Genomic DNA, 26332 nt, shown 5'->3' on the forward strand with positions numbered 1-26332 from the left:
CTCTTAACTCCTAACTCTTAACTCAGCACTCCTTCACCCCATCTTTAACTTTCGATCTAAATAGGTGGACATTTAAGAATATTATGAAAGTCTATTTGTCGCTGCTAGTATTCAACAGCTAGGAGCGTACAATAAATGTAAATAAGTACATGTAGGGATCGTGGGCAATTGCGACTGGTAATTGCCCACAATCGCTGGTTTATCGGCAAAACTTCTAGAGCCATTGTCTAGTCAGTTATATGAAAAATGCGATTTAAAACTTAAAGCTGTTACTTTGGTGCTATTTCAGGGAAGTATTTAACTGTGCCCTTGAAAATTTTTCAGCGAATTAGCCCAAATTAATGAATATAACTACTTTACAAAGCTTTAGACAAAACCAATTCAAAGAATTCAGAGTATATAAACCTATGAATATGAGAGAGAAAACTACCAAAGCGGAAAATACACAAGCCGATAAGGTAGAAATTGCTGTCCGCCTAGACTCCGAGTTACTAGAGCAAATTCAGCATCTCACCAATGACCCAAGTAAAGTAATTGAAGTAGCGATTCGCCAGTGGTTACGGGGTGAACTCCTTAGAGATGACGAACTAACGCGCACGCCTGTGCGTACTCCTGTTCCTCCTCGCGGTGAATGGAACGATTGACGCCATTATTTAACTGTCAATGCAAGTTAAAAAAAGTAAAGTTTGCCAATCTGGTTTTCAGAACACCAAAAAATACCCCATCAAACTCAAAAAAGCTGTAAAAATTTATGTATAAATTTCAGCGGCTTTAGTAAAATTACGGTCGGATACCCTTTGTCTATCCAACTCAATTAATGACTATTACTGCCAATTCCCAATTGTCTAATGTATTTTCCCAAAATCTGGAATCTATTACCAGTAAGACTGATGGCTTATTACCAACTCTAGGAGCCGAGTTGGTTTATACGCAAGATGGGGCAGGGCGCTATCTGACCTTTTGTTGGCAGTACAGCGAACTTCTGGGGTTAAGTACTGAAAAAATAGTTGACGATCTGAACCAGACTCAAACCTTTGTCCCGGTGGATAAGGTTACTTATTTGGAACGATTGCACCGAATTTTGACAAATTTGGTGCCAGAAAGGTTTCAATGTTGGTTTAGCTATCAAAAGGAATTATTTGAGTTGGACTTAGCGATCAGTCCGATTATGCCGAGTTTGGGAACTACTGCTACTACCGTTTTAGTGATGGGACGGTTAGTACAAGCGACACTCAACAAAAAACAAGCGCGCGTGGCATCAAAAACGCCCACACAAATAGAGTTGGCTTTGCGATCGCAGCAACACCAAAAATTGGTAAATCGCATTACCAGAAATATTCGTCGGACATTGGATTTAGATATTATTTGGCAGCAAACAGTTGATAGTTTGGGGAAAGCACTGCGGCTAGAACGCTGCATTATTTGTCCTTATCAGCCCTCAAGCTCAAAAGTGCAGGTGAAGGCTGAGTATCGCCAGTCAGAACTCAAATCAATGCTTGGCTTAGATATAGATATAGCTTCTGAGCCTGCCTTTGCTCAAGCCTTGGCAACCCTAGAACCAGTCATGATGGAAGTGCCTGGATACAAAGAGTCTGGGCGGCAGAAAACTTTAGTAGTTGCGACTTGCTATCAAGATCAAGCTAATGGATTGGTTGCCTTAAATTGGCAGGATGAATGCTATACATTAACAGAATCAGAATTAGAACTGGCAAAAGAAGCAGCAGATCAATTGGGAACTGCGATCGCTCATGCTACTTTATATGAAGAATTAGAAGTAGCGCGTCAAAAAGCCGAAGAAGCTTCCCGCCTCAAAAGTGAGTTTCTGGCTAATGTATCCCATGAAATTCGTACCCCCCTCAACGGTATGATTGGCTTTTTGAAGCTGATTCTAGAAGGGATGGCAGATGACCCAGAAGAACAAAATCAGTTTTTGACAGAAGCTCATCACTTATCGATACATTTGCTGAATATCATCAACGATATTTTGGACATTGCCAAAATCGAAGCTGGTAAAATGGAGCTAGCTTATGCGCCAGTCAAGCTAGATGAGCTATTCAGTCATGTAGAAGGTTTCATGCGTCCCCAAGCACAAATGAAAAACCTTAGCTTTCGGATGCAAATGCCTGCTACTTCCGATGAAATCATTGTCCAAAGCAACTATCAACGGTTGCTACAAGTGATGCTTAATTTAGTGAACAATGCCATCAAGTTCACCCATGAAGGTGGCGTTACTGTCAGTGCTGATTTGGTACTCAAAAAGGCGAACTTTCAAGATCAGCAATTTCCTGGCATGGTGAGAGTACGTGTAGCAGACACCGGCATCGGTGTTTCTTTAGACAAACAAGATAAACTGTTTCAATTATTCTCTCAGGTGGATGGCTCCCGCACTCGCCAGTACGGCGGTACAGGTTTGGGACTGGTAATATCGCAGAAGTTAGTGGAGGCTATGGGCGGTGAGGTACATTTTTATAGTTTGGGCGAAGGACTTGGCTCAACAGTCACATTCACCGTGCCACTATATCAACAACCAGTCATGGTTTCGTCTAATGATAGCGACTCAACAAGTAGTGCTGAGTGCTGAGTTTGGATACTTGGCAATAGTGGGTTTTGAGTTTTAAACTTTAAAGTTTTTTAGTAGTTATTATTTAATAACCATATTGGGCATGGGGCAAAACAGTTGCGAGTTCTGAGTAATATTCGTTACTCAGAACTCAGCACTCATTACTCAGCACTCAGCACTCTTGAGGGGTATTGGAAAAAAACCTTCCTTGTCCTCGCCTCCTTGCGTTCTCTTCAGTACTTTAAAGGCTAAAGTAGAGTAGGAGGGCTTGCACGAGAAATTGTTCAGCTAATCTAATATCAAGTTGCTAAAACCAGCAGTGGTTTAGTCAAAAGTCATAAAAAACTGACACCTGACGATCTAGCGGCAATTAGATTTAGGATCGATTTAACAAAGCTGGAAAATAAAACTTTGGATAATGGTTAATGCGTAAGGGTGCATTGGTTACAGGGATCGTTATTATTCAATGCCCCATGACGGCAGTTGCTCCACTTGGGGAAACCCCAAGTGGAGCAACTGCCTCCCCCATTCCCCATGCCCATCCCTAACTTAGCAGGTCTAAACTATGGAACTTACAATTGACAACGTTGAAACAGTTTTAGATGAAATGCGCCCTTATCTCATGTCTGATGGCGGCAACGTGGAACTCGTAGAACTCGATGGCCCCGTTGTAAAACTGCGGCTGCAAGGTGCTTGTGGTTCTTGTCCGAGTTCTGCAATGACCCTGAGAATGGGTATTGAGCGCCGCCTTAAGGAAATGATTCCCGAAATTGCAGAAATTGAGCAAGTGGTGTAAAAGTTAGGAGTTAGGAGTTAGGAGTTATGAGTTTTCAATTAACTCCTAACTCCTCATTCTTAACTCCTAACTATTTCTATGTCCCATCCTCTCTACATTGCTTTTATCTGGCATCAACATCAGCCGCTGTACAAATCTCCTGGCAGCGGCGTTTCGCTATCTCCCAGTCAGCAGTACCGTCTACCTTGGGTACGTTTACATGGAACTAAAGATTATTTGGATTTGGTATTGCTGTTAGAGCGATATCCTAAGTTACACCAAACGGTGAATTTAGTTCCATCGCTAATATTACAACTCGAAGATTATATTGCTGGCACTGCTTTTGACCCTTACCTCACAGCCAGCTTGACACCGGATGAACAACTCACCCAGCAACAGCGGGAATTTATTATCCAACACTTTTTCGATGCCAATCACCATACCCTGATTGACCCTCATCCCCGCTATGCCGAGTTGTACCAGCAAAGACAGGAAAAAGGACAAGCTTGGTGTTTAGCAAATTGGGAATTGCCAGATTATGGCGATTTGCTAGCTTGGCACAATTTGGCTTGGATCGATCCGCTGTTTTGGGATGACCCGGAAATTGCTGCTTGGTTAAAAAAGGGACGGAATTTTACTTTAAGCGATCGCCAGCGCATTTATTCCAAACAGCGAGAAATTCTCAGCCGGATTATTCCCCAACATCGGAAAATGCAGGAGTCGGGGCAGCTAGAAGTTACCACCACGCCTTACACCCACCCGATTTTACCCTTACTAGCTGATACTAACTCTGGTCGGGTAGCTGTGCCCAATATGACACTACCAAAGCAACGTTTTGAGTGGGCAGAAGATATTCCTCGCCACTTGCGAAAAGCTTGGGACTTTTACAAAGACCGCTTTGGACAGATACCTCGTGGTTTGTGGCCTTCGGAACAGTCAGTAAGTCCACAGATACTTCCAGACATTATTAACCAAGGATTTAAGTGGATATGCTCAGATGAAGCCGTCTTAGGGTGGACGTTGAAACACTTTTTTCATCGGGATGGGGCGGGGAATGTGGAGCAACCAGAATTGTTGTATCGACCCTATCGCCTGCAAACCGCCGAGGGTGACTTGTCAATTGTGTTTCGCGACCATAGATTATCAGACTTGATTGGTTTTACTTATGGTGCAATGCCAGCAAAACAGGCAGCAGCCGATTTAGTAGGACATTTGCAAGCGATCGCTAAAATGCAAAGAGACAGTCAAAGCGAACAACCTTGGCTAGTTACCATCGCCTTAGATGGGGAAAATTGCTGGGAATTTTATCCCCAAGATGGCAAACCCTTCCTAGAAGCTTTATATCAAAGTTTGAGCGATGAACCCCACCTCAAACTCGTCACTGTCTCCGAATTTCTCGAAGAATTCCCAGCCACAGCCACCATTCCCGGAGGACAACTACATAGTGGTTCTTGGGTAGATGGCAGCTTCACCACTTGGATCGGCGATCCCGTCAAAAATCGTGCTTGGGATTACTTGACAGAAGCAAGAAAAATGCTTGCAAGTCATCCCGAAGCGACGGAAGAAAATAACCCAGAAGCGTGGGAAGCATTGTATGCCGCCGAGGGTTCCGACTGGTTCTGGTGGTTTGGTACAGGACACTCCTCAAATCAAGATGCCATCTTTGATCGGTTGTTTCGAGAACATCTGTTTGGTATTTACAAAGCTTTAAATGAACCTGTACCGCCCTATCTCAAGCAACCGCTGGAAATCCACGAAGCACAGAGAAGTCACACCCCACAAGGCTTTATTCACCCCGTCATTGATGGTAAGGGTGACGAACAAGATTGGGACAAAGCTGGACGCATAGAAATCGGTGGGGCGCGGGGGACGATGCACAATAGCAGTGTTATCCAGCGACTTTGGTATGGGGTAGATCACTTAAATTTCTATTTGCGGCTGGACTTTAAAGGTGGCGTTGCACCAGGGCGGGGTTTTCCAGCAGAGTTGAATTTGCTGTGGTTCTATCCAGAAAAAACAATGGTTAATAGCCCAGTTCCCTTGGCAGATGTACCAGATGCAGCCCCACTGAATTACCTTTTCCACCATCTTTTAGAAGTTAACTTATTGACGCAATCGATTCAGTTTCGGGAAGCTGGAGACAATCATCAATGGCATCCCCGTTTCAGTCGCGCTCAAGTAGCTTTAAATAGTTGTTTAGAGTTGGCGGTGCCGTGGGCAGACTTGCAAGTTCCACCGGATTATTCTCTGCGCCTGATTTTAGTGCTTGCAGATGAAGGGCGTTTTTCCAACTACTTACCAGAAAATGCTTTGATTCCCATTGAAGTGCCTTAGAACTCAATACCCTTGGTTTTACGAAATACCTATTAGGGGCATACAGATGTATGCCCCTAAAGTTGATTTACTTGGAAATCATATTTAATTTTTCTAGTTCTAAATCTAAATAATCGAGCAGTATTGGGATGCGATCGCCTACGTGGGGTAAAACGCCATCGTTGGTGGAAGATAAGCAATAATCGAGTAACATCCAGATTCAGGAGTTGGTGCATGACCGATGAAGCAGACGACACAGCGAACAGACACTTTAGTTCAGATGCTAACAAACTCAAAGACAAAGCTTCTCGAAATCAAGTGATCACGGCTCCATTACCAGACCCGATTGCAAAAAATATTGAAGCGATTATTTCACTTCATGCCCAGGAAGTTCGAGATATTCCCGTCCACCAGAGGATACTAGAAGCGATCGCTACATTCTTTGGGCGATCGATATTTCTGTATAGTTTGCTAGTCATACTGGCTATCTGGATTTTTAGCAGTTTTTTCGATCGCTTTTTGCCATTCAATCTACCCTCCTTTAGCTGGTCAGGTCAAGGCTTAGACGCAGCGGCATTGGTGATCTCAACCGGAGTACTGGTACGACAAACTCGCCAAGAAAATTTTGCTGAACAACGGGCGCAATTGATGCTACAGCTTAACCTGCTCTCCGAGCAAAAAATTGCCAAGATTATTGCTCTATTAGAAGAACTCCGTACCGATTTGCCTGATGTGATCAATCGGCAGGATTCGGAAGCGAAATTGATGCAGGAACCGACTGACCCAATCGCAGTATTGTCAGCACTCCAGAAAAACCTGGCTGAAGAACTGTCAGCCACAGAAGAAAACAATATGAGTTGAGCGCAGTTTTTTAGTAGATTTTTGTTTCTATTGAAAGACAAAAAATAAAACTTAATGTACAGTCTTTGTGTCAGAAATCACAATTTATCGTAAATTTTACTAGAGGGATGCACATGGCTCAACTGAATGGTGTAATGATGCAGTACTTCCATTGGTATATCCCTCCAGATGGCAATCTTTGGAATGAGTTTAAAGATAAAGTCAAAGAGTTAGCTGATGCAGGTGTTACATCTGTTTGGCTACCCCCAGCATACAAAGGAACAGGGGGTGGCTACGATGTCGGCTACGGAGTCTACGATATGTACGATCTAGGCGAGTTTGACCAAAAAGGCTCGGTTCGGACAAAGTACGGCACAAAAGACGAGTATATCGCTGCTGTTAAGGCGGCAAAAGCTGCTGGCATTCGAGTGTATGCTGATGTTGTCCTTAACCACAAGTTAGGTGCAGACCAAGAAGAAGAGGTGGAAGCAACGCCCTATAGTCCAGACGATCGCAACCACGCGATCGGTGAGATGCAAAAAATTAAAGTATGGACTCACTTTACCTTTCCAGGTCGCCAAGGCAAATACTCCGATATGGAATGGCACTGGTGGCACTTCGATGCAGTTGATTACAACGTTTACAATGAAGGTGAAAACGCAGTTTATCTGTTCAAAGATAAACATTTTGATGACAACGTTGACCTGGAAAAAGGCGCTTTCGACTATCTCATGGGATGCGATTTGGATATGGAAAGTCCAGAAGTTCGCGAGGAGTTGAATCGCTGGGGTGAGTGGTTTGTAGAAACCACTGATATAGATGGCTTTCGTTTTGATGCGGTTAAACACGTTAGAGCTGGCTTTTTCCCAGAATGGCTGATTCACTGTCGCCAAAAGGCAGGTCGCGATCTTTTTGCCGTTGGTGAGTATTGGTCTTATGAAGTTGAAGCGCTGCACCATTTCATTAACGTCACCGGTGGCGATGTGATGTTGTTTGATGCGCCATTGCACTATAACTTTAGTGCTGCCAGCAAACAAAGCAATGACTACGATATGCGGCAGATATTTGATAACACATTGGTGCAACAGCAACCTGCTTTAGCCGTCACCTTAGTTGACAATCATGACTCTCAACCATTGCAGTCGTTGGAATCTGTAGTGGAAGGTTGGTTTAAACCGTTAGCTTATGCGTTAATCCTACTGCGAAGTGAGGGTTATCCCTGTATCTTCTATGCGGATTACTATGGTGCTAATTACAAGGATACGGGCCCAGATGGCAATGAGTATGAGATTTGGCTCGATAGTCATCAATGGATAATTGATAAATTTTTGCACGTTCGTCAAACCTATGCCTATGGCGACCAATACGATTACTTCGATCACGCCAATACAATCGCCTGGACACGCTTAGGAGATGAAGAACATCCTGGCGGTATGGCAGTTGTTCTGAGTAATGGAGGAGAAGGGACTAAGTGGATGGAAGTTGGGCAACCCAACAGCACTTACATTGATATTACTGAACATATCAGCGAACCTGTGACAACGAATGATGAGGGCTGGGCTGATTTTCGATGCGATGCTGGTTCTGTTTCTGTGTGGGTTCCACAGTCTTAGTCGAGGTTTTAGTAGCATTCATGCAGAAAGTTACGCACTTGACAAACTTTGCTTAGAAGAGAACTTAAGCAGTATTTTTTGGATAAGCCACAACCCTATTATTCCGTTATAAAGCAATTAAACATTGCCTAAAAAGATTCAATTTAGGCAATGTTTAGTCTAATGTTTCAGATATGCTTCTTGCTGAACCTGACTATTTGTAGAACTATGGTTCAAACTATATATTTAGACTTAGGGTTGAGAACGGAGAGGGGGGGATTCGAACCCCCGTTAAGTTTCCCTAAACAGACTTTCCAGGTCTGCGCCTTAAACCACTCGGCCACCTCTCCAGGTGTCACAAGTTACGATCATACTATAAAATCCCAGAAAATGCAAAGATAAAGAAAGATATTCTAGATTGAATCTGATAGTCCTAATCCCAAAACGCAAATCCAGATGTCCCGTACATACACAATTAAAGTTCGCGATCGCGCCACTGGCAAAACACACACCCTACAAGTGCCAGAAGACCGCTACATCCTGCACACTGGCGAAAAACAAGGGGTAGAACTACCGTTTTCCTGTCGCAACGGGGCTTGCACCGCTTGTGCTGTGAGAGTGTTATCAGGAGAAATTTATCAACCAGAGGCGATCGGCTTGTCGCCAGATTTACGTAAGCAAGGTTATGCCTTGTTGTGTGTGAGTTACCCCCGTTCTGACTTGGAAGTGGAGACGCAAGACGAAGATGAAGTCTACGAACTTCAGTTTGGACGCTATTTTGCTAAGGGGAGAGTTAAAGCGGGTTTACCCTTAGATGAAGAATAAACAATTCAAAATCACCAAATTTCTGATGCCTGTGCGCCTTGGTAAGTGGGTGCAAAAAATAGTTATTTTGGCTTGTTTATTGCTCTTGGTGAGTTGCCAAGGCAAAAACCAGCTTCCAAACAATGAAGCCCAAGTGAAAGTAGCACGGGTAGTTAGTGGGCAAAGTTTGGAAGTGTTAGGCATGGCTGAACAACCAAATTTGATTTCCCAAGTGCGGTTAGTGGGTGTTGATGCACCAGATTTGCGACAACGCCCTTGGGGGGAAGCAGCAAAAGAACAGTTAGAGAATCTAATTGGTGGTGTAGAACAATCGGTAACGCTGGAGTTTGATTTAGAAGCGAAAGACAAAATCGGACGAACTCTAGCTTATGTATGGAAAAATAAGGTGTTATTGAATGAAGAATTAGTCAAACAAGGAAATGCAATGTTTGTGGGGCGATCGCCTAACCATAAGTATGACCTGCGTTTAGAACGTGCCCAACAATGGGCTAGACTCATGGGGCAAGGAATCTGGAACCCAGAAAAGCCCATGCGCCTCACTCCCGCCGAGTTTCGCCGCCAAAATCTTTAATTAGTGCTGAGTGCTGTTAGCGGTAGCGGGAGTTTAGCCCGTGCTGAGGGGGAGAGTGGGGGAGTGAGTAAGTAAGTGAAGAAGAAGTAATAACCAATGCCCAATGACAAATGACAAATCTACAAATTTTTCTAGATATTGCTACAGAAGCGGCCTTAGCTGCTGGTGCGATTTTGCAAGGTTACTTGGGTAAGTTAGAAGACGCAATTATTGAAAAAGGACGCCCTGGTGATTTAGTTACGGCTGCTGATAAAGCCTCAGAAGAGTTGATTTTAGAAATTTTGCGTCGTCATTTTCCCCAGCACTCGATCCTCGCTGAAGAGTCAGGGAAATTAGGTAATCAACAGAATGAATATCTCTGGGCAATAGATCCTCTCGATGGCACAACCAACTACGCTCATCAATACCCATTTTTCGCAGTTTCCATCGGACTGTTAATTAATGGCGTTCCCCAAGTGGGTGTAATTTATGACCCATTCCACAATGAGCTATTCCGTGCTGCTGCTGGCTTAGGGGCAACGCGTAACCGTCAGCCCATTAAGGTTTCAGTAACATCTGAACTGAGTAAAAGCTTACTAGTAACAGGATTTGCCTACGATCGCCGCGAAACCTCTGATAACAACTACGCAGAATTTAGTCATCTCACCCATCTTACCCAAGGAGTTAGACGTAGCGGTTCGGCATCGCTAGATTTGGCTTATGTTGCCTGTGGACGTGTCGATGGTTACTGGGAACGGGGACTTTCTCCTTGGGATATTGCCGCTGGGATAATTTTGGTACAAGAAGCCGGGGGCAAAATCACCGCCTACGATGGTACTGCTGTCAAAATTGAGTCTGGTAGAATTCTTGCCACAAATAGTTATATTCACGACTCTCTCAGTAACGAACTTTTACGGGTTCCACCACTGTCAGCTTGGGTGTAGCAGATGGGGGCTTTCTCTACGACTTTGGGTACACTAAAAGCAATCTAACTGCTCCTTTGGTGCAAAAACTCTATATGTCTTTCAAAATAGATCGTGGACTATTTAAATATGATTTCATAGATCATCACGCAGTGCTGTGCGTTCCAGTTGATGCCGATGTTAAAGAGATTCGCAAACGCTATCTCCAAGTTGCTCGTCGTTTGCACCCAGACAGTAGTCTTACTGAAACTGCTGCTCAAAAACATCTCGGTAACGAATTGTTATCAAAGCTGGTTAACCCGGCTTACGAAAAACTTGCTGGCGATCGCACTCGCACTGAATATATTCTAATTTTGTCGCAAATTGGCAAGCGTCTGGTACAAGAGTCTACTTCGGTAACTCTAAACACCGACTTGGCTAAACAGTTAGTTGAGGCAGCTAATATCGATCATTTTTATAAAACTGCGATCGCAAAACTAGCCCAAACTCAATATGATTCTTTAGAACAAGCGCTGCAAGTCATTGCCCAAGCTAGTGAGTTGAATTTAGTGTATTTAATGCGGAGTGCGGGTAAAGCATCCGCCGCGCCGCCACCTGCTCAACCCAGAGTTCAATCAAGTACGCCTCAGCCAAACACACCAAAAAATACAGCACCAGCAGCAGCACCAGCACCAGCGCCACCAAAAGAAGACTTGATTGTAGAGCAGTATATTCGTCGCGCTCAATCTTTGATTGATAAAAACCAATTTGCCCCAGCCAAAGTAGAGTTGCAAGAGGCCCTGAAGCTAGAACCAAAAAATAGCCGCTGTCATAGCTTAATTGCAATGGTGTATTTGAAGCAAAATCAGCTAAAAATGGCCAAAATCCACTTTGACAACGCTCTCAAATTAGATCCTAGTGACGAAACGGCTCTGCAATGGAAACCTAAAATAGATAAGGCTTTAGGACAACAATCTAGCGATCAGAAGGTGACTTCATCCCCCAATAATGGAGATAAGCAACCAGATAAATCTGGTAGTGGTTTGTTCGGTGGTTTGTTTGGTGGGAAGAAAAAATAATGGTGTATCAACCAGCAGCGGGAGCCAGGGATTTATTGCCCTTGGATGTGGAGAAAAAACGCTGGATTGAAGATCGGTTACAGCAGGTGTTTCATCGCTGGGGATATCACAGGATTATCACCTCGACTTTAGAGCGGATGGATACCCTGATGGCGGGGGAAGCAATCCAGCGTCAGATGGTGATTCAACTACAACAAAATGGCGAAGATGATGAATTAGGGCTACGTCCAGAATTAACAGCATCTATTGCTCGTACTGTTGTGACTCGGATGGCTGGTGTCACTTATCCCCAACGATTGTATTACAACGCCAATGTGTTTCGCCGCACTTGGGAAAGTAGGCATAATCGCCAGCAAGAGTTTTATCAAGCTGGGGTGGAATTGTTAGGTGCTGGCGGATTGCTGGCAAATGCCGAAGTCCTGCTGTTAGTCGCAGATTGTTTGGCAGCATTGGGTTTGCAGGGATGGCATTTAATTTTAGGTGAGGCGGGAATTACCCGATCGCTCCTGAGTGCCTTTCCTGCTAATTTACAAGATCGAGTTCGCAGTGCGATCGCTCATCTTGACCGCATCACCATAGATAATTTACCCCTAAGTGACAAACTGCGCGATCGCGCCCAAATCATCATGGATTTGCGTGGCCCAAGTGCAGACGTGTTGCAAAAAGTTAGTAGTTTGGATCTAGATGAAGAACAACGAGAAGCAGTAAATAACCTCAAATCCCTAGTAGAATTACTAGAATCAGAGAAAAATTTTCCGTTAATCCTTGATCTGAGCCTCATCCAGACTATAGATTATTACACCGGTATTGTCTTTGAAGTTGTCAACGATACCGAATCCCAAGCCAGAGTTTTAGGGCGTGGTGGTCGCTATGACCAGCTTTTGGGACTATATCATCCTCAAGGAGAAAACATTCCCGGAATTGGTTTTGGACTAAGTATCGAAGATTTATACCAAGTTCTGTTGTCTACTCAGCAATTACCCCAAGAAACTCCAGCGAGTGACTGGTTGGTAGCACCAGAGACAGCTAGCGCTAACGCTGCCGCCTTTGTCTACGCGCAAAAACTCAGAGATTCTACTGATTTGGTGCGAGTAGAAATTGACTTGGGGGGAAGAGATGCAGAGGCGATTCGCCAATATGCAAGCGATCGCAGCATAGCCCAAATTGCTTGGATCAAAGCTGATGGTTCGCCAAAAATTGAATCATTGCGTTAAGTGAGTTGGGGATTGGACATGGGGCATTGCTTTATCTGCCCCACTCTCCACTCCCCAGTTACGCGACCTAGATGATCCTGTAATTTTAAAAACTGTTGTAGCAGCGAATGCCGAAGTTATTGTAACTGGCGATTTAGATCTATTGGTGCTGACAGAATTTAACGCAATTCCCATTTGACACCGCAAGATTTTCTCTATCAGTATTTTCCTGAGATCCTCTAATTTTAAAAAAGTTCATATAAACCAGTTCTCAACTTGTAGTTCGATAAAATCACCGTAGTCTGAGAGATTATTAGTAAAACGTAGAAACCGCAATCTTTCGTGCAAAATTGTTACATTTCACAAGTATCGACGCGAGAAAAGAACCCTACAGTACCCCGGAACCTCGGAGGTATCAGTTGTCCCCTTATCTTCATAAAACACCGGGAACGCGATCCAAATTTAGGGAAGTGTCCCTCAGATACTAAAGTATTAAAAGCTACATCTGAGTGATCAACAGTTTCGTTTCCTTTCATTCTCCATCCTACGCGATCGCTAAATTTCTCCCAAGCTTCTTTATAATATTCACCGTCAGTCTTCCCACCAACGCTCCGATAAATTTTCTTCTGAACGCTGAAGCCAAAGCGCCTGTTGCTGTATTTTACCCAAAGTTGGTCAATGGTGCGTAAGTCAGTACAGGGAAAATTATTGATGGATTTGGTATTAAACCAGCCTTCATTTTGTCTGCTAGATGCCTTGAGCATGACAGATAGAGTTTGCTCATCCGCTTCTTGCCACTTGCCAGCTTTGAGTAAATCGCGTAATCGCGTATAGTCTACACCCTTTTCAGACGGCAGGTTATTACCAATAGATTCCTGTTGCCGCCTCTCGGCTTCTTCTTGTTGCTGGAGTATTTCTGCTTCTTGCTTTTGTACTTCAGCTTCATTATCTATAAGGACTACATCTTCATCTTTAAGTTTTAGGTATTGCTGCAATTTCTTCAACTCAGCTTTATCTTTTTCCTTTAACGGATATCCTTGTTCATCTACTAACTTCGTAAAAATTTGCTTATATCTGTCCAGATTTTCTTTGTATTTACCATAAGGTTCTAATACTTTGTCTCGCACTGTACGAGCTTCTTCATCAGTTAATCCGAGTCTTTCTTGTAAATCTTTCAATATTTCGGATTCCACAAAAGAAATCTCGCCATCAGCTGCGAATTCCTCAACCAATTGGCGATACTCAGCTATAGCAGCTTCCTTTCTTGCCAGTATCAGTTTTTGTTGACGTTCTCCCTTGAGTTGTTGAGCAGCAACCCTAATTCCCTGAGCTACATTTGTAAATGCCTCGTCTCGATTAGTCCAAGAAGTAACAGGTTCGGCATTCTTGGGCAAAAATTGCAGTTTAGCAAACGGTGTATCACTCCAATCAACCCTTCGCAGAATAACTGGGATGACACGAGCTTTTCCTGTATTGTGACGTTCTATTGCTGTCGTCACTTCAACATCCCAGCAATAACTGGAAGCAATAAAGTCTGAACTGACGAGTAACAAAATAATATCAGCTGTGTTTAAATTGTCATTAATTTGGTGATCCCACTCATCTCCTGGTAGTATCTTGCGATCGTGCCAGTTTGATATCACACCCTGCCGTGTCAAAGTACTCAGGTGATTAGCTAGTTCATCCCGTAAAGCTTCGTCTCTATGAGAGTAGGAGAAGAAAAGCTGTAGCGATACCTCTGGCATTTTGCGTTTCAGGAGTAGGATAAATTACAGTTGTAGCAAACTTATAGTATTTTTGCCTAAATTTCCATAGAACCTAACGGCAATAACCAAGATGGCTTGCTTACGCCAAAAACCTTGATTTTGTTACTACTAAGGGTAAATTTGAAAATTCCGAGTTCTGAGCTAGTAATGAATAGAAATTGCAGTCTCATCCAGGCTCATCTTGACACCAGTATCTCCAATCCTCATCCCCACTCCCCTGCTAGGCTAGAAATAGCCGATACAGAAGAGAGGGAATCGAGAACATGCCGCATACAATTGTTACAGAAGTCTGTGAAGGCGTTGCAGACTGCGTAGATGCCTGTCCAGTAGCTTGTATTCATGATGGCCCAGGCAAAAACACCAAGGGAACTGATTGGTACTGGATTGACTTTGCCACTTGCATCGACTGTGGTATCTGTCTCCAAGTTTGCCCAGTAGAAGGGGCGATTCTTGCAGAAGAACGACCAGAGTTGCAAAAAACTCCGTAATAGTCCATAGTCAACAGTCAATAGTTATGCTTGACTTGACTGTTGACCAATGACCAATGACAAATGACCAATGACAAATGACTATTTACTAGAAGTTCAAAATGTTCGCGCTGGATACATCAAAGATGTAGATATCCTGCAAGGTGTGAATTTTCAGGTTGCACCAGGGGAATTGGTGACAGTGATTGGCCCCAACGGTGCAGGTAAATCTACTTTGGCAAAAGCAATTTTTGGGCTTTTGATTCCCCACACAGGCACAATTACCTTCAAAGGTGAAAATATCGTGGGGCTAAAGTCCAATGAAATTGTCCAACGAGGAATGTGCTACGTACCGCAAATCGCCAATGTTTTCCCCTCTCTGAGTGTTGAAGAGAATTTGGAGATGGGTGCTTTTGTGCTTAACGTTCCCCTGAAACCAATTAAAGATAAAATATTTACTATGTTTCCGAGACTAAGCGATCGCCGTCGTCAACGCGCTGGTACTCTCTCTGGAGGAGAACGCCAGATGCTAGCGATGGGAAAAGCTTTGATGTTGGAACCTGGTTTGCTGATTTTAGATGAGCCATCTGCTGCTTTGTCGCCGATTTTGGTGACACAAGTGTTCGAGCAGATTAAACAAATTAATCAGGCAGGTACTGCGATCGTATTAGTAGAACAAAATGCCCGTAAAGCTTTAGAGATGGCTAATCGTGGATATGTATTAGAATCGGGACGTGATGCGATCTCCGGTCCTGGTGAAGAATTGTTGAATGACCCGAAAGTGGGTGAGCTATATCTGGGAGCAGGTAAGAGACATTAACCCTTTTTAATCACTCTTGCCCCATTCAACATAACACCAGCTTAATATCGGAGCTTCACCAGTCTATAGCGATGACTAGGTTGGGCTGCGCCGACGCTATCTATAACTAATACAAAAGCCATAACATTACCTGCCACTGCCGCGACCGTCGTTTTCGATGCTCAAAGAATTCTCCCTAATAATCCGTTTCTAATCACATCTACAGCTAGTCGAGAGGCAAAACAGGACATTCATTCAGGAAAAACTGACAAAAACGTAAATTACCCGGATTTACCAAAATCCCCATTCGCAATTCGCATTCTGAATTACGTCATGGATGGGTATTTAGACCCCAACTATAAATTTAAATGTATGGGTATCAAAAAATATATCGAATCTGGACGGACTTATTCGCCGTCATAGCAGTTTTTATATTGGATTATGTGGATGGATATGGCAGATTCCTACGAGTTTTGCCGAATTATTGACACTAAGTCTTAACAAGCACCAGTATTACCAACAAGGACAAAGGGCGATGAGGCTTATTTTATCTGCATCCTAGCCCAAGTTGTAGCCCCGTAAGCTTGCACAGAGACGTAAAGGACAGAGAAAGAAACTCTCTAGATTCTCCGCGTCTCTGGGATTATTTTTATCTTGGGCGTCCCAATGTAGTGATATATAAAACAGCTTCATCAGCAGGAATACCCAAAACTTCATTTACTTGATCGTCAAAGAATCCACCGATACCACTGACGCCTACATTCAGGTGCATTGCTGCTAAATTCAGGCGTTGTCCCAAATGACCAGCATCCATGTGCAAGTAACGGTAAACGCGATCGCCATATTGTGCGATCGCAGCTTTCAAGTCGGCTGTATGAAATAACACCGCTGCTGCATCCCGCCCTAATTCTTGTCCTAAACAGAGAAAATGTAATTCTCGCCGAAAGTTTTTAAACCGGATTTGGCGTAATTCTTGGGCTTTGGGCGCGTAATAGTAACAACCCGCCTCCAGTCCTTTGACTCCGCAAACAGCAATGAATGTTTCGATTAAATTTAGATCGAAGTAGTCTGGAGAAATATCTAAGCTTTGGTCGATGTAATTTTGCGGTTGGTAAGTGAAATCGAGTAAACTTTTCAATTCATCGAAGCTTAAATCATCACCATTGTAAGCGCGGGTAGAGCGTCGCTTATACATAGTGGTTTCCAGTTCTGACAGCTTGTGTCCCCAGTTTATAGGTGCGGTGGTGGTGGGAATTTTTAAACAGAAAGGAAAATTGTATTTATCCTCCAAAGATTTTTCTTGTTTAATAGTTGGTAGATTGAGATTACCAGTTACACCTGATTGGATCTCGGTGTGTCGATGGAAATATGTTAATAGTTCGCCATCAGGGATTTGAGGATAACTGGTTTCGGTGGCGGAAGGTAAAGCAGTACATCCCAATGGCAAATTTTGATTCACATCTAACAAGTCTGCCAGAGGTAAGACAGCGATCGCACCTTCTTGTTGCGGATCGACATAAAGCAGATCGTTGACCGATTCATCCACAAAGCCGCCGATTAAATGGGGGCGATAATCAGTAATCGCACCAGCTAACTCGATATTACCCAACAGATGTCCCGTATCCAGAAAAATCCGCCGATAAGCCCGATCTTCATAGCGCCACGCAGAACGATAGAATACCGCAGTCACAATAATTGCTAATTGGGTATTTTCTAAAGAAGGATGCCAGAAACAAGACTCTTGAAGAGTTTGCCAAACATCGCTTTCCCAATAATGCATGAGAGAATGAGTTCGACACTGGTAGTTATATAGACCAGGCGGCAATAACGAGGTGCCACGGGAAACTACATATATCTCGGCAGGGTATAGTCCACCTGCACTGGGAGCAGCGCGTAAATAAACTGCACTACCCATAGAAGGCATTTTCGCCGTCAATCCATAACTGCGAAACAATAGCCGTGAAAGTCTTTGCCACCATTGAGCATCTGGTTTATTAGCATAAGCTTCTGCTTTTTCTTGGATATAGGGTTTGAGATCAAAAGTAGAGCCAATTTTGTACTCTTTGAAGGGCACTGGCTGTTTAGTCCAGTCTAACCGTTGACTTTTGGAAGCGAGAGTCTCAGGGTTGTATTTAGTCCGTTCGTGATAATGCTGGGCAATCGATTGGTGTAATTCTGGCATAGTACTTTTAATATCCTTGGGGCATCCTTTTCTTGATCTTGGCATTCATTAGCCTCATTGTTTCGTGTCAATTGGTACAATCCTCAGAGTCATAAAGTGGTAAACGGTAACAATTGAATTAGGCATTGGTCATTTGTCATTTGTCATTGGTCATTAGACATCTTGCAAAAATAACTTTTGCAAGATATTGGGGAAAGGTTAAAGGGTAAGGAAGGGAAAATTCCATACCTTTACCCTTTACCCCTTCCCCTTTTCCCCATTTCTGCAAGAAGTCTATTAATTATCCTCCCCTGCTCCCCTGCTCCGCGGTCACTGAGCGTAGCCGAAGTGCTGCTCCCCTGCTCCCCATCTTCTTTCGCAGTACCATATAAACGCAAAACTATCTAAGCCTGGATGTGCAATGATGCCTGTACGTCAAACTTTATCAAAGCCTGATATCCAACTTTCTTATTTAGAATGGAATCAAGGTCAAGAACCTTTACTGCTGTTACATGGCTTAGGCGATCATGCTTTGGTGTGGTCTAGTTTAGGAGATTACTTGGCGGCGGACTACCACATAATTGCGCCAGATATGCGCGGACATGGCCAAAGTAGTAAACCAGAAATAGATTATAGCTTTGAGAGTGCGATCGCAGACCTGGAAGCACTCATGGATAATCTTGGATGGACTTTTGCCCATATTGTAAGTCACTCGTGGACAGGAAAATTAGCCGCCATCTGGGCAAGACAAAACCCAAAGCGTTTACGGAGTATAATTCTCGTCGATCCGATTTTTATCTGGAAAATGCCCAGTCTTTTCAGGGTAACTTTCCCAATGTTATATCGTTTCTTGCCTTTTCTTAAAAGTATGGGCCCTTTTGCCAGCCACGAAGAAGCGGAACAACAAGCACGGCAATTAAAGCAATATCAAGGATGGAGTTCCTTACAGCAGCAAGTCTTCCAAGCAGGAATAGAACAAAAACCCGATGGGAGTTGGGGCAGCAAATTTACCATAGCCGCCCGCGACGGAATTTTTGAAGCAGTAATGCAAGTGCCGGGTTTTACAATTCACCTTGACACCCCTGCCCTATTCATCCAGCCAAAACAAGGACTGAACCGCCAAAACTGGCAAATTCAACCTTACACCACCTATCTTCAAAACTTACGTATCTGCCAAGTTCCCGGCAATCATTGGCCATTTTTGACACAACCAGAGGCATTTAACCAAACTGTGGCAGCTTTCTTGGCAGAACACAGATCACAAATCTCATGATTATTAGACGGGATTAGTCATACAACAACAGAAGAATTAATAGGAGCGATGTCTAGGGGGATTGGGCATTGGGCATCCCTTCGGCTCCGCTCAGGGCAAGTGGGGATTGGGCATAAGAGGCAGAGGTGCAGAGGGGAAAACTTACTGCAATTTCTCCCCTGCTCCGCGGTCACTGAGCGTAGCCGAAGTGCTACTCCCCTGCTCCCCTGCTCCCCTGCTTCCCCACTCCCCACTCCCCACTCCCCTGTCATGAGCCTTTGTATCAACCCTGTTTGCCCTAAACCAAATCACCCGAATAATCAGCAAAACCGCTTTTGTCAAAGTTGTGGTTCCCATCTAGAATTGCTAGGGCGTTATCGGGTAACGTGCCTGTTGAGCGACAAAACAGGTTTTAGTAAAGTTTATGAGGCATACGAGCAAGATAACCCCAAAATTCTCAAGATACTCAAAGAGGATTTATCAGGCGACGCCAAAGCAGTAGAACTATTTCAGCAAGAAATAACAGTTTTGGGACAATTCAAGTATCCCGGAATTCCCAAAGAAGATAGTTACTTCCAGTATCAAACCCGAAATGGTTTAGTGTTGCATTGCATTGCAATGGAAAAAATCGATGGCTACAACTTAGAGCAGTGGCTACAGCAGCAAGATAACCCCATATCCCAAGAACAAGCCATAGACTGGTTAAGACAGTTGATAGAAATTTTAGATGTAGTACATAGCAAACAGTACCTACATCGAGATATTAAGCCATCCAACATCATGATTAGATCCTCCCTTGAGCAGGGTTGGGGGAATTTAGTACTGATTGATTTTGGCACCGCCAGTGAAATTCATAAAACCTACCAAGACCAACTAAGCAACGACGACAAGATGACAGCACTGATGTCATCTGGCTACAGCGCCCCAGAACAAATGAATGGTCAAGCAGTACCGCAGTCAGATTTCTTTGCTTTGGGACGCACTTTTGTATTTTTGCTGACAGGGTATCATCCTTTGGAGATGTATGATGTCCAGCAAAATTTGTTGCACTGGCAAAATCATGCTATTCATATTTCACCCTTACTATTGAATTTAATTGATTGGCTAACAGCGTCAGATATAGAAAAACGTCCTACCAGTACTGAAGAAATTTTGCATTCCCTAGAAGAAATCGAAAGTCAATTAACAGACACGACTCCGACAAATAGTAATATCCTAGAAAATTCTAACCTTGAACATTTACCTGTAGATACTACTAACAACTTATTACCTCCAAACAAACAACCGGAAAAAGTGCCGTTATTAACATTTTTTGCAGTTCTTTTAGTAGTATTAGGATTACTTAGTATAGTAGCTTTGGCAACGCGAAAGTCAGATTTTTCTGAAACATCTTATTACAGACAATATCCAGAAAAAAAAGGTAATATCGATTATTTTTCTTATCAAGAAGGTAGGGATAGTCAGGGAAGGATAGCTGAGTTTAATATAGCGGTTTTATCACTAAAATATAAATGGCTTTTAGGTAGCAACTTTCAAATTAAATACAATGATGAAATTATTAGTGTTGACCTTTTGAAGTTGAACTTAGAACAAGAAGGTATAGAGAAGATAATGGAAGCTCCCAATGAGATTATCTCTGTCGGCACAGCTTCTTGTAAAGGTGATAGATCAGTTCAAGAACGTGTAGCTTTAGAACGTTCTAAACAAATACAACTTTTGGTTAAAAAATTATTTATTAATACACCAAGTGTCAAAAGTTATCGCTTATTAAATTTGGGTCAATTTCAACGGAGTAATTGTCAGGCAAATCAGGATTTAACTACCTATCAGACAAGTGTGATCGTTATTGGTGTTAAAAGAGAATCATCAGGTGTCATTCTTGACGAGGCGCTACGGAATAGGTTAGAAAAGAAGCCTTTTGCTGATTTTAAATTAGAAGATTATTCTTTGGGGTCTGCACAGAAGTTTAAGACTATACCGAGCAATCTATAAAAGCTCTAGCAAAATAAAATCAGTCTATAGGCATATCTCTTATGGCTAGAGCAGCAGATATCAGCACCAAGCGATTAATCAGCCCTATAAAGAAACAACTGTTGCCTATTTGGGATGAACCCGCTACCTACTTATTTGTCTTTGTTGACAAATTACTAGTAGCGTCTTCCAGACTAACTAGGACGGTTATTCGCACCGTGAGTTTTTAGAATGATTTGCGAAAATTAAAGATAACTGGAGGTTCAAAATATGAAATTTTCAATCCAATCACTTTACGCCTGGTATCGCAGTGTGCTTCGTAACCCCAAATACCGTTGGTGGGTAATTTTAGGAACGTTGGTTTATTTGGTCAGCCCATTTGATATTCTCCCAGATTTTATACCCGTTGCGGGACAGATTGATGATGTTTTTCTTTTGACTCTGCTAGTTAGTGAAGTGTCTGGGCTAGTAATTGAGGGCTGGAAAGCTCGTAAGGGTGAGGTGGGTCCTGAAGTACCTAATACTACTGAGGGTTCTACCTCTAGTGGAAGCACTATTGATGTTGATGCTGTTTCTGTTAAGTAGTTTTAATAAAACCCCTGCTTTTGGAATCTGAGGTGGGGGATATTTTTTTTCAACGCAAAGGGGCGCGGAGGGAAGCGCAGAGGTTCGCAGAGGATGAGATGGAGTGATGAAGGGGAGTTAGAGGTTGTTGGCTACGCGTTTAATACCTTCTTTGAGGTGGAGGACGTTAAAGTTGAGGAGAAGACCTAGTTTACAGTTTGCGAGTTTGAGATAGGTTAAGAGTTGAACGGAGTGAATTGGGTGGAAGGACTCTACAGATTTAATCTCTACAATTACTTGGTTTTCGACAATCAAATCTAATCGATAAACACATTCCAATTGCACATCTTGATAAACTAAGGACAATGGAATTTGCTTACCAACATTCAATCCGGCTTTCTTTAACTCATAATCCAAGCACTCCTCATAAGCCGACTCCAATAAACCAGGCCCCAAAGCAGTATGCACCCCCATCGCACAACCAATAATCACCCCACTCAACTCATTCTCTCTCATCCTCTGCGAACCTCTGCGCTTCCCTTTGCGCCCCTCTGCGTTTAAAAATCTTTCACAAATTCTGTCAAGAACCTAAACGCCTTCAAAATATAACTAGCGCAATCTCTAGGAGAAGTATTGTAAAACGATCGCCACGCACTCGCCTTATCCTCATCATAGCGATCGCTGCGTTGACTATGATTCTCTAACCACGCCAATCGCACTGCATGGCCAATTAACACATCCAACACGATATATTCTTCAATTTGTAACTTTGGGTTATTGGCAGCGATCGCAGCTAATTCGATTAATGCTTCAATATTAACTTGGCGGTATTCTGTAGCTTCAATTTTATTCAGCAAATGCTCAACCAACAGAGCAAAATTCCTTTCCCCCGCTGTCATTTCCGACAGCATTATCTCGCTATCTAAACGATTGCGGCGCTCTAATTTATCGCCAATTACTAGACCCTTGCAATGTTGCATTAATAGCCAAACTTGCTTAAAAAATTCTTTTGGTACGCGTCCCGTTGCACCTTCAGCTTGGCGAAACCGTCGCCAACCACCCGGCGGAACTTCTATCCCTTCGGCGATTCCTGGTAATACCACCCAAGCAATATCACTTTCTTTTTGTTTGACGTGCAGTGATTCTTGCTGGCGCAACAGGTTACTCATACCAGTATATCCAGTTAATACCTGACGCAAGCGCACTTTAACTTCAAAGGGTGAAAGTTGCATTAGGTAATCATAAGCTTCATCTTGAGTAACGTGTAATTCCCGCGCTAGTTCGCTGGTTATCAGCAGGATGAGATAGCCGACTCTCAGCGTTAGTAGTCCTTGGAATAGTTCGGGTTCTGAGCGAATTAAGATACCAAGATAGATTAAAATCTCTTGAGTAAGGACGCGATCGCGGATATCTTCACGACAAAAATGATTAATTTTATCGGCAATTTCATCGTGGGACATGGGTACGGTAATTAAGGACGCTTCGCTGTAAGCTTTACCCACAGCAATTTGCTTGCCCCTTACCAAAATACTCGTTACTGCATCTGATAGGCTGATATCAACCATTTGGCGTAACCCCGCAGCCCGACGCACTACTGCCCAAATGCCTAAATCTCCGGCTTTGGTGTAAACTTCATCTAGTAAATCGCCTACGGTGACAGGATATCCTGGGCCGCCATATCCTGTATCAAATTTCATTCCCTGTAAGCGAGTTAAAGTTTGCAATAACTCAATTTGTTCGTAGATATTCTCTGATGAGCGCAAATGCGAAAGTAATAACCCAAAGTTGGTTTCACACTCCATTTGAAATTCTTGGGTATGTCCTAAGCGCCAGTTTTTCTCAGGGTGATACGCTAAATAATAGCAACGTGGGCTAGCATTTTTTACTGGCGATCGCGAGAATTCTGCATTGGGGAGAAAATCAATTCTTTGAATTCCAGCTGTCAACATTAGCTGATTTAGCCGCCCTAATTTCACTCGCACACCATTACAAACACCATCTTTGAGTTCTTGCATCAGTTCTAGTAATGCTTCAGAACCACTTTCTAACATGGTGTGCGTCAACATTAAAGTCAGAGTCGGACGCCCTAAATCGCTCCAATATTTTTGAATGTAAGCTAGTTCGCTTCTAATTTGATCCAGCAAAAAATGGTAATCAAGGGTTAAGTAAAATTGTTGAGAGTCGGAAAATGAAGGCAAAAATACAATTGTTTCACCGCTAATCCGAAAGATTCTAGATGTTGTTAAACTCCGTAGTCGCCGCACTGGGCGGCCAGTTAAACCAAGTTTATCGTTACGTCCAATTTGAGTATAAATTGCTGAAAATTCTCCAGCTTTTCTCACTTGAATCGGTTCTACTTGGGCGGGTGTTTGCGCTTCAATTCCGTGAACTTCTAGTTTCGTTTGTAAATCTTCATCTTCTGCTAATAAAGCAATTTGTACCAATGCTTCCCGCTGTTTGCCCACACACAAATGTCTTCCCAAAGGGTCGATATCACCAACCGCCAGTAAACCTTCACTCAACATTTGGCTGAGGAAATATAAACTCTGCGCCCATACCAAAGGAATATTCTCATTGGGCAAACGTGGTTGCGTTTGAGGTGCTAACTTTTCTGCTTCTATCTTTTCTGCGGGAACATAATAAAGTTCTGGCAATAAACGCAAACCATCTTGTTCTATAAGTAATGATTCTAAAAGCTCTTGGTATTTTTTAACTTGTTCTTGTTCGCCGCGAAATAATCCATCTAGAACTAGATAAGTGAAAAATAACGGCCATTCGCATTCAATATGCTCAAATTGCTTGAGTTCCCACGGTTCGTAGTGCAAGCGCTGATGATCTTCTAAAACGGTTTGGTGTCCATCACGCAGAAAGCGTTTGCAGCCGTATTTACCTGCGAGTTTATTGATAATATCGTTTAAAGTGCGATCGCGTAACTCCAAATCTTCTACTGCAAAGGCAGGATAACTAATAATACTCAACAGCGCCGCATCAATTTCTTTGGAACCAGATTCTCTCGGTAATAGCGATTCTAGAGTAATCCGGGCGCGGGCGATTTCATCTGGTAGCACATGAATTACTGATGCTTGACTACCACGCACACCAAACAAATCTAGTCCGTTGATAGCTTCTAAAGCAGCTTTTGCCATGCCTACAGAACTGGCATTTAATTCAGCATTTCCACGATTAATTTTATTCCCACGTTCCCAAATGCCGTAATCTGGTGTGCGGTAAGCTCGTCCAATATAGTAAACCAAATTTTGGACGAAATTTACTTCATCAATGGTATAAATTATTTGCAATCCCGCAGCCGTCATTTGCCCCAATATCAGCAAAAATATAGATGTGGCATCAAGTTGCAAATGTCCCCATTCGTTATCCCCAACAACAATGTCACCAGTGGCGGTATTATATTTGGCGTGCAGTCCATCTAGTAGCGACTGAGTATGTTTAAATGTCTCTACTTTATGAGCCTGTCGCATCATTGCAAATAGTAACCCGCGCATCAGTTTAATGACACTGTGTTCTAGTTCATAGGTGCGTCCTTCATCGTCGTCAATCTTGCGGTATGCAAGTCCTAAACCCCAAACTGCCAAAATGCTATAAACGTTGTCTCGCACCCAGGCATCTGTATAATCGCCGTGGGCTGTAATCGCTGTACTCGCGGGTAGTAAACCCGTAATTGGATTTTGACGAGTCAGGATAATCGTTTTGATTTGCTGGTAGTAATAGTCTAGGCGAGATAGCAATTTAGTAGATGTTTTCATGGTTTGGTTTAGAACTACTTGCAGAATTCAACCCCTTAAAGAAGTGGATTTCTTGCACTTGGACTATGGGGAATCGGACATTGAGATGGGATTTCGTACCGTAGGGCATACGGAAACGTTAATCTTCTCGAGAAATATCGATCTCTGCGTGGGTGGAATAAATCCCTCCAAGTAAGTCGAATCTTAGAAAGAGCGACTCTCAAGAGTGGTCTTGGGAATCCACTATTGATTCGGTGTAATAAATCATATCGTGTCCGGTTAAAGACTTATCATTAATACCGCAGAGGTGAGGGATTTTTGGGCTTTGTGCATAGATTTGGGAATTATAACTAATTAATATCAGTGATGGGATGATGTCAAAAAATCAAGAGTGCCTAACTCCGAAGGATGAGCTTATGCTAGTCTAAACTAAATCACTACTCCGAGGTTATGCTTATGCTGGTATAAACTAAATCATTTTTTTTGCAAAAATATTTATTTAATAAATATAATTTTAATGTAGATATGTTTTAATATTGATGTGTTTGTGTTGGACATTCAGCAAATAATTGCAGTCAAGAAAGGGAGGCTATCGTCAACCCAATCAAGTTTGATAAAAAATAGGGCTTATGCACTGTACAAATAACTCATCTTGTGCATTAACATAAATACCTCGGTTCAGACTTTTACAAACCATATTTTGTTAGTTGCGTAGGCGAGCATTTACCGTAGGCATCGCAAAACTCTACCTAGAAGCCTTGAAAACCATAGTTGCTATTTTGGCTTATCTGGCAATGCTTAAGTCATAAAAAATTAATTAGTTTGTTTACATAATAAATATCCTAGTTTGCTTTATTACACTCTAAGATATTTACTAAATAATAGTTTCAGGAATAATTATTATTATTTCACTTACTGACATAAATAATTGAAGCCTTGATTTAGACTAATATTAGCTTGAAAAAACTAACAATTGTTAT

General features: G+C 42.8%; 23 protein-coding genes, 1 tRNA gene and 1 pseudogene. 19 read left to right on the plus strand and 6 right to left on the minus strand.

Annotation, left to right across the window (positions count from 1 at the left end):
• Positions 1-407 precede the first annotated feature (407 nt).
• The 4 genes from V7K53_RS19400 (at position 408) to V7K53_RS19415 (ending at position 5669) form a co-directional block, all read left to right on the plus strand.
• Complete coding sequence (locus tag V7K53_RS19400) at positions 408-644, plus strand: hypothetical protein (protein ID WP_334843966.1); 237 nt, start codon at positions 408-410, stop codon at positions 642-644.
• A 173-nt stretch (positions 645-817) separates the two neighbouring features.
• Positions 818-2581 (plus strand): sensor histidine kinase, encoded by a 1764-nt coding sequence (locus V7K53_RS19405; RefSeq protein WP_335199101.1) that lies wholly within the window; start codon positions 818-820, stop codon positions 2579-2581.
• A gap of 544 nt (positions 2582-3125) precedes the next feature.
• Positions 3126-3356 (plus strand): NifU family protein, encoded by a 231-nt coding sequence (locus V7K53_RS19410; protein WP_012408256.1) that lies wholly within the window; start codon positions 3126-3128, stop codon positions 3354-3356.
• 78 nt (positions 3357-3434) lie between these two features.
• The gene (locus V7K53_RS19415) at positions 3435-5669 is read left to right on the plus strand and encodes a glycoside hydrolase (RefSeq protein ID WP_335199102.1); all 2235 of its coding nucleotides are present in this window, start codon (positions 3435-3437) and stop codon (positions 5667-5669) included.
• Positions 5670-5736: 67 nt separating this feature from the next.
• Here the strand turns inward: V7K53_RS19415 and V7K53_RS19420 are convergent, their stop codons facing one another.
• Positions 5737-5862 carry a hypothetical protein gene (locus tag V7K53_RS19420; protein WP_335199103.1) on the minus strand — a complete coding sequence of 42 codons (126 nt, stop codon included), beginning with the start codon at positions 5860-5862 and terminating at the stop codon, positions 5737-5739.
• A 20-nt stretch (positions 5863-5882) separates the two neighbouring features.
• Between V7K53_RS19420 and V7K53_RS19425 the strand changes: the two genes are divergently transcribed.
• Both V7K53_RS19425 and V7K53_RS19430 read left to right on the plus strand, forming a co-directional pair.
• The gene (locus V7K53_RS19425; RefSeq protein ID WP_335199105.1) at positions 5883-6509 is read left to right on the plus strand and encodes a DUF1003 domain-containing protein; all 627 of its coding nucleotides are present in this window, start codon (positions 5883-5885) and stop codon (positions 6507-6509) included.
• Positions 6510-6622: 113 nt separating this feature from the next.
• Positions 6623-8101: an alpha-amylase gene (locus V7K53_RS19430; RefSeq protein ID WP_335199106.1), complete on the plus strand. Its 1479-nt coding sequence runs from the start codon at positions 6623-6625 to the stop codon at positions 8099-8101.
• A gap of 244 nt (positions 8102-8345) precedes the next feature.
• Here the strand turns inward: V7K53_RS19430 and V7K53_RS19435 are convergent.
• Positions 8346-8430, minus strand: a tRNA-Ser gene (locus tag V7K53_RS19435).
• Positions 8431-8536: 106 nt separating this feature from the next.
• Here V7K53_RS19435 and V7K53_RS19440 point away from each other — a divergent pair.
• The 6 genes from V7K53_RS19440 to V7K53_RS34085 all read left to right on the plus strand — a co-directional run bounded on the left by V7K53_RS19440 (position 8537) and on the right by V7K53_RS34085 (position 12828).
• Positions 8537-8905, plus strand: a complete 369-nt coding sequence (locus tag V7K53_RS19440) for a 2Fe-2S iron-sulfur cluster-binding protein (RefSeq protein WP_194041586.1) — start codon at positions 8537-8539, stop codon at positions 8903-8905.
• Positions 8895-9476 carry a thermonuclease family protein gene (locus V7K53_RS19445; RefSeq protein WP_335199107.1) on the plus strand — a complete coding sequence of 194 codons (582 nt, stop codon included), beginning with the start codon at positions 8895-8897 and terminating at the stop codon, positions 9474-9476. Before V7K53_RS19440 ends, V7K53_RS19445 begins: the two co-directional genes overlap by 11 nt.
• 110 nt (positions 9477-9586) lie before the next feature.
• Positions 9587-10399: an inositol monophosphatase family protein gene (locus V7K53_RS19450; RefSeq protein ID WP_335199108.1), complete on the plus strand. Its 813-nt coding sequence runs from the start codon at positions 9587-9589 to the stop codon at positions 10397-10399.
• Between the two features lie 74 nt (positions 10400-10473).
• On the plus strand, positions 10474-11436 hold the full coding sequence (locus V7K53_RS19455; RefSeq protein WP_335199109.1) for a J domain-containing protein: 963 nt from the start codon (positions 10474-10476) through the stop codon (positions 11434-11436).
• Positions 11436-12650, plus strand: coding sequence for an ATP phosphoribosyltransferase regulatory subunit (locus V7K53_RS19460; RefSeq protein ID WP_335199110.1), 1215 nt, complete (start codon positions 11436-11438; stop codon positions 12648-12650). Before V7K53_RS19455 ends, V7K53_RS19460 begins: the two co-directional genes overlap by 1 nt.
• Positions 12651-12732: 82 nt before the next feature.
• Positions 12733-12828 (plus strand): hypothetical protein, encoded by a 96-nt coding sequence (locus tag V7K53_RS34085; protein ID WP_442940501.1) that lies wholly within the window; start codon positions 12733-12735, stop codon positions 12826-12828.
• A 154-nt stretch (positions 12829-12982) separates the two neighbouring features.
• Here the strand turns inward: V7K53_RS34085 and V7K53_RS19465 are convergent, their stop codons facing one another.
• The gene (locus tag V7K53_RS19465; RefSeq protein WP_335199111.1) at positions 12983-14374 is read right to left on the minus strand and encodes a GUN4 domain-containing protein; all 1392 of its coding nucleotides are present in this window, start codon (positions 14372-14374) and stop codon (positions 12983-12985) included.
• Positions 14375-14658: 284 nt separating this feature from the next.
• On the opposite strand from V7K53_RS19465, the gene V7K53_RS19470 reads away from it, so the two are divergent.
• The 3 genes and pseudogenes from V7K53_RS19470 to V7K53_RS19480 all read left to right on the plus strand — a co-directional run.
• On the plus strand, positions 14659-14883 hold the full coding sequence (locus tag V7K53_RS19470) for an indolepyruvate ferredoxin oxidoreductase subunit alpha (RefSeq protein WP_094353237.1): 225 nt from the start codon (positions 14659-14661) through the stop codon (positions 14881-14883).
• Positions 14884-14953: 70 nt separating this feature from the next.
• Positions 14954-15682 carry an ABC transporter ATP-binding protein gene (locus tag V7K53_RS19475; protein WP_335199112.1) on the plus strand — a complete coding sequence of 243 codons (729 nt, stop codon included), beginning with the start codon at positions 14954-14956 and terminating at the stop codon, positions 15680-15682.
• Positions 15683-16021: 339 nt separating this feature from the next.
• Positions 16022-16223: pseudogene (locus V7K53_RS19480) on the plus strand (IS4 family transposase); the annotation flags it as partial.
• Positions 16224-16310: 87 nt separating this feature from the next.
• Here the strand turns inward: V7K53_RS19480 and V7K53_RS19485 are convergent.
• Complete coding sequence (locus tag V7K53_RS19485) at positions 16311-17843, minus strand: SagB/ThcOx family dehydrogenase (protein ID WP_335199171.1); 1533 nt, start codon at positions 17841-17843, stop codon at positions 16311-16313.
• Between the two features lie 403 nt (positions 17844-18246).
• Between V7K53_RS19485 and V7K53_RS19490 the strand changes: the two genes are divergently transcribed.
• From V7K53_RS19490 to V7K53_RS19505, 4 genes are all read left to right on the plus strand, one after another.
• The gene (locus V7K53_RS19490) at positions 18247-19095 is read left to right on the plus strand and encodes an alpha/beta fold hydrolase (protein ID WP_335199173.1); all 849 of its coding nucleotides are present in this window, start codon (positions 18247-18249) and stop codon (positions 19093-19095) included.
• A gap of 249 nt (positions 19096-19344) precedes the next feature.
• Positions 19345-21066: a serine/threonine-protein kinase gene (locus V7K53_RS19495; RefSeq protein WP_335199113.1), complete on the plus strand. Its 1722-nt coding sequence runs from the start codon at positions 19345-19347 to the stop codon at positions 21064-21066.
• Between the two features lie 41 nt (positions 21067-21107).
• Positions 21108-21275, plus strand: coding sequence for a hypothetical protein (locus tag V7K53_RS19500; RefSeq protein ID WP_335199114.1), 168 nt, complete (start codon positions 21108-21110; stop codon positions 21273-21275).
• Between the two features lie 40 nt (positions 21276-21315).
• Positions 21316-21630: a YkvA family protein gene (locus V7K53_RS19505; protein WP_335199115.1), complete on the plus strand. Its 315-nt coding sequence runs from the start codon at positions 21316-21318 to the stop codon at positions 21628-21630.
• Between the two features lie 117 nt (positions 21631-21747).
• Here the strand turns inward: V7K53_RS19505 and V7K53_RS19510 are convergent, their stop codons facing one another.
• Positions 21748-22125 carry a GxxExxY protein gene (locus V7K53_RS19510; protein WP_335199116.1) on the minus strand — a complete coding sequence of 126 codons (378 nt, stop codon included), beginning with the start codon at positions 22123-22125 and terminating at the stop codon, positions 21748-21750.
• A 41-nt stretch (positions 22126-22166) separates the two neighbouring features.
• The gene (locus tag V7K53_RS19515; protein WP_335199118.1) at positions 22167-25373 is read right to left on the minus strand and encodes a glycoside hydrolase family 15 protein; all 3207 of its coding nucleotides are present in this window, start codon (positions 25371-25373) and stop codon (positions 22167-22169) included.
• Positions 25374-26332 lie beyond the last annotated feature (959 nt).

It is taken from the genome of Nostoc sp. (genome assembly GCF_036917355.1).
Lineage (GTDB): Bacteria > Cyanobacteriota > Cyanobacteriia > Cyanobacteriales > Nostocaceae > Nostoc.

Coding starts and splice junctions, on each gene's coding strand:
- V7K53_RS19400 (WP_334843966.1), top strand. CDS start 408: ATGAATATGAGAGAGAAAACTACCAAAGCGGAAAATACACAAGCCGAT.
- V7K53_RS19405 (WP_335199101.1), top strand. CDS start 818: ATGACTATTACTGCCAATTCCCAATTGTCTAATGTATTTTCCCAAAAT.
- V7K53_RS19410 (WP_012408256.1), top strand. CDS start 3,126: ATGGAACTTACAATTGACAACGTTGAAACAGTTTTAGATGAAATGCGC.
- V7K53_RS19415 (WP_335199102.1), top strand. CDS start 3,435: ATGTCCCATCCTCTCTACATTGCTTTTATCTGGCATCAACATCAGCCG.
- V7K53_RS19420 (WP_335199103.1), bottom strand. CDS start 5,862: ATGTTACTCGATTATTGCTTATCTTCCACCAACGATGGCGTTTTACCC.
- V7K53_RS19425 (WP_335199105.1), top strand. CDS start 5,883: ATGACCGATGAAGCAGACGACACAGCGAACAGACACTTTAGTTCAGAT.
- V7K53_RS19430 (WP_335199106.1), top strand. CDS start 6,623: ATGGCTCAACTGAATGGTGTAATGATGCAGTACTTCCATTGGTATATC.
- V7K53_RS19440 (WP_194041586.1), top strand. CDS start 8,537: ATGTCCCGTACATACACAATTAAAGTTCGCGATCGCGCCACTGGCAAA.
- V7K53_RS19445 (WP_335199107.1), top strand. CDS start 8,895: ATGAAGAATAAACAATTCAAAATCACCAAATTTCTGATGCCTGTGCGC.
- V7K53_RS19450 (WP_335199108.1), top strand. CDS start 9,587: ATGACAAATCTACAAATTTTTCTAGATATTGCTACAGAAGCGGCCTTA.
- V7K53_RS19455 (WP_335199109.1), top strand. CDS start 10,474: ATGTCTTTCAAAATAGATCGTGGACTATTTAAATATGATTTCATAGAT.
- V7K53_RS19460 (WP_335199110.1), top strand. CDS start 11,436: ATGGTGTATCAACCAGCAGCGGGAGCCAGGGATTTATTGCCCTTGGAT.
- V7K53_RS19465 (WP_335199111.1), bottom strand. CDS start 14,374: ATGCCAGAGGTATCGCTACAGCTTTTCTTCTCCTACTCTCATAGAGAC.
- V7K53_RS19470 (WP_094353237.1), top strand. CDS start 14,659: ATGCCGCATACAATTGTTACAGAAGTCTGTGAAGGCGTTGCAGACTGC.
- V7K53_RS19475 (WP_335199112.1), top strand. CDS start 14,954: ATGACAAATGACTATTTACTAGAAGTTCAAAATGTTCGCGCTGGATAC.
- V7K53_RS19485 (WP_335199171.1), bottom strand. CDS start 17,843: ATGCCAGAATTACACCAATCGATTGCCCAGCATTATCACGAACGGACT.
- V7K53_RS19490 (WP_335199173.1), top strand. CDS start 18,247: ATGCCTGTACGTCAAACTTTATCAAAGCCTGATATCCAACTTTCTTAT.
- V7K53_RS19495 (WP_335199113.1), top strand. CDS start 19,345: ATGAGCCTTTGTATCAACCCTGTTTGCCCTAAACCAAATCACCCGAAT.
- V7K53_RS19500 (WP_335199114.1), top strand. CDS start 21,108: ATGGCTAGAGCAGCAGATATCAGCACCAAGCGATTAATCAGCCCTATA.
- V7K53_RS19505 (WP_335199115.1), top strand. CDS start 21,316: ATGAAATTTTCAATCCAATCACTTTACGCCTGGTATCGCAGTGTGCTT.
- V7K53_RS19510 (WP_335199116.1), bottom strand. CDS start 22,125: ATGAGAGAGAATGAGTTGAGTGGGGTGATTATTGGTTGTGCGATGGGG.
- V7K53_RS19515 (WP_335199118.1), bottom strand. CDS start 25,373: ATGAAAACATCTACTAAATTGCTATCTCGCCTAGACTATTACTACCAG.